General features: G+C 36.4%; 16 protein-coding genes. 2 read left to right on the top strand and 14 right to left on the bottom strand.

Going from position 1 to position 11,899, the window contains the following annotated elements; all coding sequences use genetic code 11:
- Positions 1-158 precede the first annotated feature (158 nt).
- The 12 genes from BM086_RS20075 to BM086_RS20025 all read right to left on the bottom strand — a co-directional run bounded on the left by BM086_RS20075 (position 159) and on the right by BM086_RS20025 (position 9,883).
- On the bottom strand, positions 159-521 hold the full coding sequence (locus BM086_RS20075) for a BlaI/MecI/CopY family transcriptional regulator (RefSeq protein WP_092332165.1): 363 nt from the start codon (positions 519-521) through the stop codon (positions 159-161).
- Positions 522-677: 156 nt separating this feature from the next.
- Entirely contained in the window at positions 678-1,427 is a 750-nt protein-coding gene (locus BM086_RS20070) for a zinc dependent phospholipase C family protein (protein ID WP_092332162.1), read from the bottom strand.
- A 33-nt stretch (positions 1,428-1,460) separates the two neighbouring features.
- Positions 1,461-1,979 (bottom strand): GNAT family N-acetyltransferase, encoded by a 519-nt coding sequence (locus tag BM086_RS20065; RefSeq protein WP_092332158.1) that lies wholly within the window; start codon positions 1,977-1,979, stop codon positions 1,461-1,463.
- A 38-nt stretch (positions 1,980-2,017) separates the two neighbouring features.
- Complete coding sequence (locus BM086_RS20060) at positions 2,018-2,596, bottom strand: histidine phosphatase family protein (RefSeq protein ID WP_092332183.1); 579 nt, start codon at positions 2,594-2,596, stop codon at positions 2,018-2,020.
- Between the two features lie 57 nt (positions 2,597-2,653).
- Positions 2,654-3,334: a zinc dependent phospholipase C family protein gene (locus BM086_RS20055; protein ID WP_092332155.1), complete on the bottom strand. Its 681-nt coding sequence runs from the start codon at positions 3,332-3,334 to the stop codon at positions 2,654-2,656.
- Positions 3,335-3,439: 105 nt separating this feature from the next.
- The gene (locus tag BM086_RS20050; protein WP_092332151.1) at positions 3,440-4,072 is read right to left on the bottom strand and encodes a GNAT family N-acetyltransferase; all 633 of its coding nucleotides are present in this window, start codon (positions 4,070-4,072) and stop codon (positions 3,440-3,442) included.
- The gene (locus BM086_RS20045; protein WP_092332147.1) at positions 4,069-4,698 is read right to left on the bottom strand and encodes a hypothetical protein; all 630 of its coding nucleotides are present in this window, start codon (positions 4,696-4,698) and stop codon (positions 4,069-4,071) included. The genes BM086_RS20050 and BM086_RS20045 overlap by 4 nt, the downstream gene beginning before the upstream one ends.
- A 129-nt stretch (positions 4,699-4,827) precedes the next feature.
- Entirely contained in the window at positions 4,828-5,775 is a 948-nt protein-coding gene (locus BM086_RS20040) for a helix-turn-helix domain-containing protein (protein WP_175560405.1), read from the bottom strand.
- 207 nt (positions 5,776-5,982) lie between these two features.
- On the bottom strand, positions 5,983-6,954 hold the full coding sequence (gene xerA, locus BM086_RS20035; protein WP_092332178.1) for a site-specific tyrosine recombinase/integron integrase: 972 nt from the start codon (positions 6,952-6,954) through the stop codon (positions 5,983-5,985).
- Between the two features lie 122 nt (positions 6,955-7,076).
- Entirely contained in the window at positions 7,077-7,652 is a 576-nt protein-coding gene (locus BM086_RS20030) for a hypothetical protein (RefSeq protein ID WP_092332139.1), read from the bottom strand.
- Entirely contained in the window at positions 7,649-7,816 is a 168-nt protein-coding gene (locus BM086_RS21175) for a hypothetical protein (RefSeq protein ID WP_175560404.1), read from the bottom strand. The genes BM086_RS20030 and BM086_RS21175 overlap by 4 nt, the downstream gene beginning before the upstream one ends.
- Positions 7,817-8,101: 285 nt before the next feature.
- The gene (locus BM086_RS20025; protein WP_092332135.1) at positions 8,102-9,883 is read right to left on the bottom strand and encodes a hypothetical protein; all 1,782 of its coding nucleotides are present in this window, start codon (positions 9,881-9,883) and stop codon (positions 8,102-8,104) included.
- A gap of 152 nt (positions 9,884-10,035) precedes the next feature.
- Between BM086_RS20025 and BM086_RS20020 the strand changes: the two genes are divergently transcribed.
- The gene (locus BM086_RS20020) at positions 10,036-10,290 is read left to right on the top strand and encodes a cupin domain-containing protein (protein WP_092332131.1); all 255 of its coding nucleotides are present in this window, start codon (positions 10,036-10,038) and stop codon (positions 10,288-10,290) included.
- A gap of 9 nt (positions 10,291-10,299) precedes the next feature.
- Positions 10,300-10,857 carry a helix-turn-helix domain-containing protein gene (locus BM086_RS20015; protein ID WP_092332127.1) on the top strand — a complete coding sequence of 186 codons (558 nt, stop codon included), beginning with the start codon at positions 10,300-10,302 and terminating at the stop codon, positions 10,855-10,857.
- Between the two features lie 144 nt (positions 10,858-11,001).
- Here BM086_RS20015 and BM086_RS21305 read toward each other — a convergent pair whose 3' ends face one another.
- Together BM086_RS21305 and BM086_RS20005 are read right to left on the bottom strand one after the other, a co-directional pair.
- Positions 11,002-11,304: a GNAT family N-acetyltransferase gene (locus BM086_RS21305; RefSeq protein ID WP_255367899.1), complete on the bottom strand. Its 303-nt coding sequence runs from the start codon at positions 11,302-11,304 to the stop codon at positions 11,002-11,004.
- A gap of 120 nt (positions 11,305-11,424) precedes the next feature.
- A partial coding sequence (locus BM086_RS20005; protein ID WP_141107699.1) for an MFS transporter occupies positions 11,425-11,899 on the bottom strand: 475 nt, incomplete at its 5' end.

Below are 11,899 nucleotides of genomic sequence, written 5' to 3'. Positions count from 1 at the left end.
CTGAAATGGAATAATAAGTCGCAGTGCTACAATAGTCCACATTACCCCCATAAGCCATTTGGGCGCCTTCTTAAATACAAATCTGAAAAGGATAGCTATTATGATCAGAATACTTGCAGGCAAGCATAAGCTTAGGAGCGTCAAGAATATGGTATCCATCATTTTTCCTCCTTTGCCTGATCAATCATCTTTTGAATTTCATCAATGTCTTTTGTTGTTAATTTTTTGTTTGTGGTAAATGCTGCAATGAACGCAGGTAAAGACCCCTGAAAAGTATCGTCAACGAACTTTTCACTCTTTGCAGAATAAAACTGCTCTCTAGAAATAATAGATGAGACTATTCCATTGTTATTCTGAATAAGTCCCTTTTCGCATAATGTTTTTATTACAGTGTATGTGGTTGATTTTTTCCACATAAATCTTGTCTCACAAAGCTTTACCAACTCCCCTGATGGTATAGGTTCATTTTCCCACACAAGCTCTGCAAACTTAAGTTGAATTGCCCCAAGTTCAAGTTCCATACCCGTTTCCTCCTGGTCTAGTCAGACTAAACTATATTTATAGTCTAGTCTGACTAGACCAGATTGTCAAACATATTTTTTTCCGATATTATCGACTATCAGTATTTTTGTTTATTTCGCAAATTTAAAATTTTATTATTTTTGCGAATCAGAAAATCATGCTTCGATAGCCAATTCTTCTTGGCTACTATAAAAATCATCAATAAATACGTTCTTTATTATTTGGGGAGCTTTTTCAATCAGTGCCATAGTGTTCTCAATCGTGCAGATACTATTCTTATCAATTGATTCTATATCCCAGCTTTTAAACTCAAAATCAAATAATTGTTTAATTCTGTTTTCGAATACTGAATCATCATAGACGCCCGATATCGAATAAGATCTGCCTCCTTTAAGTACATCCACCAAGTTTTTGCTCTTGGAATATTCGCGGAATAAATAGTAATTTACACAATAACTTTCAAGAGAAAACTGCTTTTTCTTCTCTTCCATTTCATCTTGTGTTAATGATTTGTAAAAAGGGGCATATATTTCTCTACAACTGCATATATCTGCAAGAACATGAACTATGTACCCTAGAAAAAAATCTCTATCATACTTAAAATAATTATTTTTATAAAATTCCTTTATGCTATCAAGCCATTCGTCCAGTTCGTTTTCTCTTGTTACCTCTCCCCATTTTAGTCCTTCCGCAAAAATATGGCTTTTTTCTTTCAATCCCCTTGAATAATTATGATTTGCATGAACTGCATCAGGTGCAATTGTTCCTACTATATATGTGGCATAATCAATAGGCCAATTGGCATATTCTAGAACCTTTTCTGCAATCAATATATGCGTCATTGTGTAGGCCATTATAAAAATTTTTCCCCTTTCATCAGATATACTGAAAGTTAATATGTTCACCTATGTCTCCAGTGACCTCATCATAGCTCGTTTTTATGATTTCATTTTCCAAATTAGATGTTTATCACCATTATTAAGCTTCCCGATTTTTCGCAAAAACTCAGCCTGTTTCTTAATATCCGGACATGTTTTTTCATCTTCCGCAACATATTCCCTGTACCCATGCTTTTTATAAAATAATCCGCTCCACTTTGCCCAATCCAGGTAATTTGCTGTTAAAAGGGAATAATGACGTTCAATTCCTCGCTTTTCAAATGACTCCAAAAGAGCACTTCCAACGCCTCTATGCTGGCTCTCCCCTATAACAAACATCATTTTAAGATGATATGAACATGGTCCGAATTCCGTTCCTGCAGCCATACCGACTATTTTGCCTTTTTCCACCGCGATCCATATATCGCTTTGAGACTCCGCTAATAATTCATGTATTTCCTCATAGGAATATTCCGGAATGTCGATATCTTTTATTAAATCTCTATATGGTGTATAGGAAGCTTCTATCAATCGGAGGATTTCCAGAATATCAGTTATATCAGCTTCTCGAATATCCATTTTTATCAGTTTCCTCTTATCCTCATTATATTTTCAACCTATATTCCTTTACTTTTATCTACATATGATAGTTCTGAAATGCCAAGTAACCGGTTCCCTTCAAATTTCATTTCAATAATATAGGGCATCCAGTTAACAATTCTCAAAAAGTCTTTTACTCCAAAATCCCGATTATAATAATTAAGGATTGTACTAAGTGCAGTACCATGAGTCCCTATAACGATTGTCTTTCCTTCGTACTCACAAAGAAATTCCGCAAATGCATCCATATTTCGATCCTGTACGGATTTTAGATTCTCTCCACCTTCTTCAGCAAAGAAAAAGTCTTCCCATCGCTTTTCAAGAAGTACAGCCTCAAAACTACCTGCTTTCCTTTCTCTTAATCTCTCATCTTTTTCAATTTGTTTTCCAAAGAAATCTGCTGCAGGCTTTATCGTATCGATACTTCTTTTATATGGACTACATAAGAAGGCATCAATTGTCCTTCCGTTAAGCGTCTCAAGTACTATTTTTCTGTCAACAAGGCCTTCTTCCGTTAGCGGTCTGATCCTATCATCTTCACCATATACGGATTGAGCGTGTCTAACAAAAATGACATTGGTTAATTGACTACTCATGTTTTTCCTTTCAAAAAAATTATCCTGGAACATAATAAAAGAGTGATTCTTGTCGCCTCATCCAATCATCGGTTTAATTATCGTCATTATTGTCTCTACAGCACCATCGACAAATTTGTCCGACATCTCTTTTGTAAGATACTGATAATTTCTGTGAAGATCGCCATGATTGTCACTGTGATAAAAGCCGCAAATATACTCCTGCCTGTCTTCAAAGGCATCGACCGGAAATTCTTTCATAAATTCATTTTTAATATCTCTTGCATCTTCATAAATATGAAACGCCCTGAAATCAGGATGTTGTTCCAAATAAAGAAAATCAAGATCATACCAGTCTTCCTTATTCTTCCAGATATAATCATTAAGAGACATGCCTTCTCTGGCAGCGTTTTCCTCACTGCATCCCCACGGGCCACGCGCCATCTTGGCCCACTCAACATCTGTCAAAAGATGTGTCAGGTATCCTAAAAAGAATGAGAATTCTTTATTAGAGTAATTCTTTATTAAATCTTTTGTAAAATACTTACTAACATACCTGTCAATATCTATATTTCTCTTATCTGTGCCCTTTGGTTTAAAATGCGACACATCTCCTGATGGTGTAAACGCAGACCAATTTTCGTTTGGGACTCCACTATCAGGTGCTATATTTCCAACCACAAAAAAAGTTTCATCCAGATCTTTAACCCTATCAAGGAGCATATCCGCAATTCTTAAATGTACCATCCATGATGCCATAACATCTTCCTCCAATATCCTATATTTCTGACAGCTTATGAACTATCATACCTTTTTCCAAACAAAGCAAAAAGCCATTCTTTATATACAGATTGTTAAGATATTTTAAGCATTTTTACTGGAATCTAGGAGTGGCTGCGAATAATCTCTGTCTGCGTTAATCTTACGTGCAAATGCAGCATATTTTTCAATATCCGATGTTACTGCTACTAAATTCCCCACATAGCGCATGGTAAAGGCTTTTTCATCTACATTCCCGTTCAGCACACAGCATGCTGGATCTTTAAATATTTCAAATCCGCAGTTTAAGTGGAACCGCAAAGAGGCCTCGTTACTCTTATTTACAGTGTCTGTTATTTCGAAAAAACCTTCACTTCCAAGTTTTTCAAATAACAGTTCCATCATTTTTCTTGCATAACCCTTTCTCCTTTGAGAGGGCATAGTCTCAAGTGCTTCAGCAAAAAAAGTATTTTCTTTGCCTTCTACGGGAAAAAGACGGATAGCTGATAGCCATTCCCCATTGTCTTCAAGGACATAATATCTATTTCCCGGTTTATTGTAAAAACCAGTTTTCAAATAATCATAGAACTTCTGTTCCACAAGATGACGTCCCTTATCTAGATCAGTCTCTTCTGGATAAAAATATGAAACATTATCCTCATTACTTTCACGATAAACTTCCATTAACTTCGAAAAATCCAAGGACTCCAATGTATAGAATTCCAGCAATCTCATCATTTCATTATTTCCTCAACTTCCTGAGCTCCTTTCATATCCCCTGCTTGCCTAAACTCTTCGATGGCTTTTGCGTAATATGTTTTTGCCTTATCGCCAAAATCTAAAGATGATAATGTTTCTCCCATGCCTCTATATGCGCAAGCCTTACATATAGGATCATCAGATTGCTCAGCCAGGATTACAGCTGTTTCCATTAGTTCTTTTGCCACAGAAAACTTTCCAATTTTGTAATTTATATATCCTTGTTCATACATATTGGCTGAGAGTTTATCATATCCATTTGGAAAAGCTGTTTTTATTATACTTTCTTCATCAGCAAAAATAGCCAATGCAGTCTCGTAGTTCTCTGCCATCCTCTCAACCATTCCAAGTTGATGTAGATATATGTGTCTATCGTCCTCATTCAATGTAATACTAATAAGCTTTTTTGCATAATTCCTCGCCAATTCATAGTTTTTAGAAAAAGCTTCTACATAAATAAGTCCCATCAAAATGGATGATTCTGTCTCCAGATTATCTTTGGACATAGTTTCATAGCAATTGTGATACAACTTCCGCGCATCTTCATATTTTTCATCATCAAACAATGCCCACGCTTCGGATATCATTTTCTGTATTTTTTCCATAGAAGAACTTCCCAAAAATCATTTAGTCTGCTCTATTCACATTACGCATTACTTAAGTATAGAGAAAATGATCTTATAAAAAAATATCGTATCATGAAAGTTTTTCACAATACGATATTTTCATATCCTTTAGTTTATCTGTATTTGGAAATATTCTTTTAAGCTATCTGCCGCTATATTCTTATTGACTTCATCCTTGACAACTTTGCAAAGGTAAAATGATTCTGTAAACAGTTCTTTACTTTTCTCTGTATAACCAACTTGATAAAAGCATTCAGCCAGAATCATGAGTAATGCTGGAAGATTTTGGTAAACGCCATACTTCAGACAGATGTCAACTCCTTGCTGTGCATATTCAATTGCTTCCGCATACTTACCTGTTATTCCCAGTTCGCGGGAGTATCCAACAAGGATCAAAGTATGCTGCGTCCTCACTGGAACAATCTTGTCAAATCTTCGTTCTAAATTGATAAGCAACTGCTTCCAGATATTTAATGCCTCATCATGCTCACCCAAGTCCGAATAGGCAATAGCTATATGATTGATAAGCTTAACCTCATCATAATCGAATAATTCGGAATCTATCTTACTAATATCAAATCCTGGTTGAGTTATTTTCAGCGCATCTGTCAAAAGAGAAAGCTTTTCTTCTTTAGTGTACTCACCATTTTCTTTCCCAATGATAACCTTGGATCTAGCAAGAAGCTGCTGCGAAATGGAATCATCCTTATCACTTATTTTTTCCAACTCATTGTGAGCAGCAATTGCTTTTTCCCTAATTGAAGCTTTTTCCTCTGCATCAGCCTTTTCATATAGTATATTGTAGGAAATTATCTCATTATGAAGCCTATCAAGCTCCAACTCTTTTCCGGTAACTGCAGCAAAATACCATCTGTCATCTGGTAAACCAAGCCTCTGCAGTAATGCCCTCACTGTATTGCGTGATGGTGTCTGCTCATTATTTTCCAGCCTTGAAATAGTTGTTGGTTCGCATATTCCTTCGCACAGCCGCGCCTGTGTAAGGTGTAGTTCTTTACGGCGTTCTTTTATTATTTCACCTATAAAGCGTTCTTTCATACCTGTATTACTCCAAACAACATAAAAATGGCATATGATTCCGTAAAAAAGAACCATATGCCATAATATTACCATAGCAATATATATACATCCATGCCCAGATGCCAATGTCATACTGCAAGGTTTTAAATACAGTGTTTATCTGTGGTATAATATATACAGGAAGAGAAAGGGCGCCACAATTGTGTGACGCCAAATTTATATACGCTATCCTATATATCTCTTATGAGAAATCTTCACATTGCTCTGCTTAACCATAGCATACTGCATGGTCGTATCGATCTGATCATGACCAAGTAATTTCTGTACCTGTTCTACCGGCATACCTTTATCAATTGCAGTTGTAGCCATAGTCCTTCGGAACTTATGTGGATAACAGTGGGTTACATTGGTCTTATCCCCCATCTTCTTTAGCATTATTTCCACTCCACCCGCTTTTAATCTGTGATGCGGGTTCTTTGTACTGACAAACAGTGCTGGATTTGGATCATTTCGCATCTTCAGATACTTTTGAAGGTGTATCTTTGTTCTTGCATCAAAATAGACTATGCGTTCTTTATCGCCTTTTCCCAGAACAACGCACTCACGCTCTTCAAAATCGATATCATCAATATCGAGATTAACAAGTTCGCTAACGCGCACCCCTGTAGAGTTTAGCATATCTATTATGGCAAGGTTTCTGAGAGCTTTGCATTCATCCCGTAGACGTTCCAGTTCCTCATCCGAATACGTTTCCTTAACCGTAACTGATGTTTTTATCTTGTGGATTCTGCGCATTGGACTCTTGAAAATATAGTTTTCATCTTCTAGCCATCTGAAGAAGCTGGACAGAGTTCTTCTTACGTTATCTACTGTGGCTTTGCTCACACCATTGTTTTCCTGATAAGAAGACAAATAGCTGCGTACATCATCAGTATTCATGACACAAACATTCTTCTCGGCTTTTTCAAGCATTTTTCCTATATTGAAGCGGTAGAGAAAAAGTGTGTTTTCCGACCTGCCCTCCAGTCTCTTGGTAGCGAGGAACATTTCCAGAAGCTCCTCAGAACTCTTCGTCAACAGGGTTGTGTCTTCCTGCCTGGCTATCTCGTCCAGGATATCCTTTAGCTTGAGCATCTGAGCATTGTCCAGAAATACTACCATTCTCTGCAAGATAAAGTTAATAGTTTCCTGATTCATCATAGGTAATGTACCTCCTTCTGAGGTCATTATAATGAATCATAACTATATGGGCACTTGTCTAGATAGAATCCACGAAAAAAGGAGCTTCGTATCTCGAAACTCCTCATATCTTTAAATCACTATGAAAATAATGTTACCAATGCATTTACATCCATGAAAGAGAATATCAATGGTGTACAATTCTCAATATCGATTTTTTCCTCTTCATCAGGCGGAATATACTGATCAGACTGTATAAAGCCAAATTTCTTATACAATCCAAGCCCCGTATCATTTGCATTTAAGGTAACTGCACAAAAACCGATATATGTAGTCGATATAAAATACAGCTCTTGCATCAATGCCTGAAAAAGTTTGTAGCTGTATCTCACACCATCTAAATCAACAGCTTCTTTTCCTCGCAATGATCTTGCCACAGCAAACATTCTTATTTCGGCACAAGATAGATACTTATTCTTATCTGCATTCTTGTATAACAATCCTGTGGAATTAACGGCGGCATAGCCATAAATACGCTGGACATTACCTGCCTCTAATTCATTCTTATCAACCGCAACATATGTAACAGCATATCCTTCTGACATCCATGTTTTAGCCTGTTCTTTAAGAAAATCATTAAAGGTTTCCTCTCCACAGTCAAATTTATCAACAATATCAGAAGTGACATTGTTCAAGGATGTCCATTCAAATATCATTTACCATCGTCCTCGAACAAAGCATCAAGTCGTTCTTTATCAAGTACTTCAGACTCTTTCTTTATTCTTTCCCAATCTTCTTTACTTGGTGCCGTAGCGTATAGCTTCTTAAGAAACTCTTCTGATTTGTCGGGTCTTATTGTGTATGCTATTTCTTTCAACATAATAAACACCTCCTCATCATCTATATCGGCTCATAAAACAATTACAATAACTATGCCGTACGTTGCTTTCTTTATGATTATTATAGCCATTCAGTTGATATTTTTCTATTATCAGAATGACCAAAGATTTTGTCAAGCAGAATTAATCTGACTTGATCATTCTCAATACTGAATTTTTATACAGATTATGCACCGCTTGTGAAGCAAATAACAACCATTTTAAACTGAAATATAAACCACTCTCAACGTTTCATTAATTGATTGTCTGGTTCATCATACCTGTAGCTATTGAAATGAATGGCACTGCGAAACCAAATAAAAATACATTCCCCAATCCTGATCATTCGCGTAATCATCATATCGCTGCCCCGGCTCACCATTTACTGTTACCGGAAATACATACGCACAGCTGGCACTGCCATCCGCAAAAAACAAACTGAGCACACCTCTCAAAGAAGCTTCCGACATCTTATCATACTGTTCATCCTTGCTAATGCGATACCACAATCTATAAGCATTTCCTGTAAGAGCACTCCAGTAATGCGGATACGTATCACCATACTGCCTCTTTTTACCGAACCAATAACCATCCCAATGACGAATTGCAACCTCATACTGAAGATAATGCGGTTGACGAGCATTAAACAACTCTAAAATTTCCAATTGACGCTTTCCGGCATCTTTGTATTTTTCTTCTCCTGTAAGCAAATACATTTCCAATAATAGATTTGCCGCCGGTGCAACAATGCTTTGCTCATAATTAACTTCATGAGCAGGATACAAAATGTCATTTTTCATGAAAGTATCACAATGATTACGAAAATATTGAAGTAGTTCCTCATATTCCGCATACATCTTTTCTACCCATAGATTTTTCATAAGCTTCTCCAACGGAATTGCAATTGCATAAAAATGATCACCACCCTGCTCATAGAATGATTTCATCACCTTATATGCCTTGTATAGGTAGTCTATATCTTTTTTCAATTGATATACTTCTATGAAAAGCAAACTCATCCACGGATAGTTATATAATCTCTGAAAATGATTGTCATATCCGTAATCATTGGCTACTAAAGAATGTTCATCATCATATAATTCCCTTTCCACATATGCTAGATACCGATTCAAACTATCCATCAGTTTTTCATCGTAAAATCTTTGCAAATAGGCCGCCATCAGCACACCCATTCCGACACGTTCACGTCCCCCGTTGTAATCATTCTCTGCCCGGTAATAGATATGTTTTTCTTTTGTATCATAGATTAAATATGCACCATCCAAGGGACAATTTTCTTTATGAAGCTGTTGTTTTTCCGCAATATATGTTACTCGATTTTTTATAAGCTCCTGAAACGCAGGTAATACATTAACTGCACACTTAGCATTTACCCCATTTTTTTCAAAGCAAAATGTATGTACTCCTTGTTTTTCAGATTTCTGATAAAGTTTTTCTTCACCATCCACATAAATCTTTATATCTTCCCCTTCAAATACAACATATTGATCTGCCTGTACATCCACATATCTGGGATTTATCTGATTAATCTTTTGATAAAAATCCTCTTTCCCCTGATGCCAGAAAAGTTTCCATTCGATTTCAAAGGACTCCCCCGGATTCAGTACCTGAGGTGTTGGATGCATAATAAAATCGCCCCTGTCATTACTGATACGAGAAAGGTCTCTCTCCACACTATATCCGGCAAGACTGCCTTTTGTCAGTACCAACCCCAAGTGAGGGGGTTCACCTCCCATGCGAAGAGCCATTACATAAGACATCTCTCCTCCACAATATATATGTGTGTGGCAACGCATTTTTGTACAAATATCAGAACCACAATAATCATCATTAAAAGGTGTGTAAATACCAATATCCGTAAGAGATGTAAAAAGCGGCTTATCACTGATATTAGTAAAAAGATATTTCTCTGTAATAATATCCTCTTCATCCTGACAGCATACATCAACTGAAATCTGTGATGGTATCTTTACTGTTCCCCATTCGGTAGCTCCCTCTATCCAATTCATTTGATATTTATCTGCTGCGTTAATTAATTCTTTTCGCATCGAAATAGCCTCCATCTTAAATATTCTGGCTATATCATAAGTCTTTTACTTTTCATGATGAAATACACTATTCTGAACCTATTATTTTTTTGATTGAGCTATTCTGAACTCATTGCTACAATGAATACAATGAATACAAGGAGAAAGATACCATGGCAGATAAACGAACATTTGTATATGAAAACTTTGAAATGTCCTATGAAGAAACAAAAAAAGGATGGTCTATGCCTTATTCGCATCACCATACCCATTATGAAATATATATACTGCTTTCCGGAGAAAGAACTGTTACTATTGGCAATACCACACATCTTGTGAAAGAAGGATTTGCATGTCTATTTGAAAGCAATATTTCTCATCGCAGTGAAGGAAATACTGATTACTCAGGTCTCTGCATTCATTTTTAAAAGCAGTATTTGGATAGATATTTTCAGCCAAACATTGTTTCCACATACTTAACATGCTTTAAAACACCAATAATCTTCATTCCTGCAGATTACAGAAAAAAACTTCTTACTTGGAATAAGGCTATGAGCCATACTTCTGAGTCATCCTACTTGCTTCTTGCACAAATACTGATAGATCTCTCTAAATTTCAAAAGAAATACTGCGCTGATAGCAGCTTATTTGTTAGTGATGTCAAAACATCCAGCGCCCAAAGAATCATAAACTATATTGACGCAAACTATACCACTCTGCAAAATGTCAGCCAAATTGCTGAATGCTGCGGTGTATCAGAAAGCTATATCCATCGCATTATCAAAAAGAATACTTCAGTGACCGTAAAAGAATACATCAACAAACTCCGTCTTCGTCATGCGATACATGAAATGGATTGTTCAAACAATTCATTTGCAATTATAAGCAAAGCTTGCGGTTTTCAGAACATATCTTATTTTTATTATCTATTCAAAAAAAATTATGGACTAACACCTACAGAATATCGTGAACAACTAAAAAAAACGCATAAATAACCAGTTGACACGTGCTCGTCATAAGCAATAACGATTTTCTGCTCTTTGACGGAAGCTCAGGGCTACTGTATGCGGTTGGTGGCAACTTTGTTATTTCTTTAAAAAATAATCCTAGTTTCAGTCTCGCTCTAGCATCACGATATATTAAGGTGTGCCTTCTTCTAATTGTCTTTTTTCGTTGAGATTAAATCCATGTGCCTTGTAAAAATGAATAGCTTCTTTGTTCTTCTCCAGCGTCCATAGGAATCTGCTATCATATTTTTCTTTTGCGAACTCTATCAATTGGGCTCCTATGCCTTGGTTCCAAAAAAAGTAATCTACATATAATTCCGAAATTTCTTTTCCCTCCAGATGTATCATTCCCTTAACTATGCCATCATCATATACCCAAACTTTATTGAGAAGTTCAGGATCATTGAATTCATTGGCGACCTTTACTACCTGCAGCTCGTTAAAAGAGTAATCATCATTATGAAATATTGAATAATCATACTACCAGAATAGTTAGTACCTATGGTTATAATATGACGATATTGCCTGCTATATTACTTCCACCAATTTGAATATCTATCGATACTTATTTCGAATATAGAACACTGAAATTACTAAAATGATAGGAAAACCTATACCTGCCAATACTCCTGCCTGCAAATTATTAGCCGCTTTTTCAGATATACTTCCAATAATAGCAGGGCCCATTGCTCCCCCTAAATCTCCTGCGAGCGCTAGAAGTGCAAACATTGCTGTACCTCCAGTTGGAAGTATCTGTGATGATATACTAATTGAACCTGGCCACATTATACCTACAGAAAATCCGCATAATGCACATCCAATCAATCCAACCCATGGTATATTTGCCAGTCCGGCAACCAGATAACACATAAGGCACATTACTCCGGATGCCATCATGAAAATTGTCAGATCAACTTTTTCACCGAACTTTCCATAAAGAAGTCTACTGATTCCCATGCACACTGCAAATCCGCAGGGTCCAGCCAAATCTCCAACTGTTTTGGAAACATGTAGTGCTGATTCAGCATAG

The sequence above is a fragment of the Butyrivibrio sp. YAB3001 genome (genome assembly GCF_900112195.1).
GTDB lineage: Bacteria > Bacillota > Clostridia > Lachnospirales > Lachnospiraceae > Butyrivibrio.
This window is presented reverse-complemented; position numbering and strand designations above follow the sequence as displayed.

What these genes read in the sequence shown, in the direction of transcription:
- BM086_RS21175 (WP_175560404.1), bottom strand. Translation starts at nt 7,816, where the DNA reads ATGTTGAAAGAAATAGCATACACAATAAGACCCGACAAATCAGAAGAG.
- BM086_RS20045 (WP_092332147.1), bottom strand. Translation starts at nt 4,698, where the DNA reads ATGGAAAAAATACAGAAAATGATATCCGAAGCGTGGGCATTGTTTGAT.
- BM086_RS20030 (WP_092332139.1), bottom strand. Translation starts at nt 7,652, where the DNA reads ATGATATTTGAATGGACATCCTTGAACAATGTCACTTCTGATATTGTT.
- BM086_RS20055 (WP_092332155.1), bottom strand. Translation starts at nt 3,334, where the DNA reads ATGGCATCATGGATGGTACATTTAAGAATTGCGGATATGCTCCTTGAT.
- BM086_RS20065 (WP_092332158.1), bottom strand. Translation starts at nt 1,979, where the DNA reads ATGGATATTCGAGAAGCTGATATAACTGATATTCTGGAAATCCTCCGA.
- xerA (WP_092332178.1), bottom strand. Translation starts at nt 6,954, where the DNA reads ATGAATCAGGAAACTATTAACTTTATCTTGCAGAGAATGGTAGTATTT.
- BM086_RS20050 (WP_092332151.1), bottom strand. Translation starts at nt 4,072, where the DNA reads ATGATGAGATTGCTGGAATTCTATACATTGGAGTCCTTGGATTTTTCG.
- BM086_RS20020 (WP_092332131.1), top strand. Translation starts at nt 10,036, where the DNA reads ATGGCAGATAAACGAACATTTGTATATGAAAACTTTGAAATGTCCTAT.
- BM086_RS20040 (WP_175560405.1), bottom strand. Translation starts at nt 5,775, where the DNA reads ATGAAAGAACGCTTTATAGGTGAAATAATAAAAGAACGCCGTAAAGAA.
- BM086_RS20025 (WP_092332135.1), bottom strand. Translation starts at nt 9,883, where the DNA reads ATGCGAAAAGAATTAATTAACGCAGCAGATAAATATCAAATGAATTGG.
- BM086_RS20060 (WP_092332183.1), bottom strand. Translation starts at nt 2,596, where the DNA reads ATGAGTAGTCAATTAACCAATGTCATTTTTGTTAGACACGCTCAATCC.
- BM086_RS20075 (WP_092332165.1), bottom strand. Translation starts at nt 521, where the DNA reads ATGGAACTTGAACTTGGGGCAATTCAACTTAAGTTTGCAGAGCTTGTG.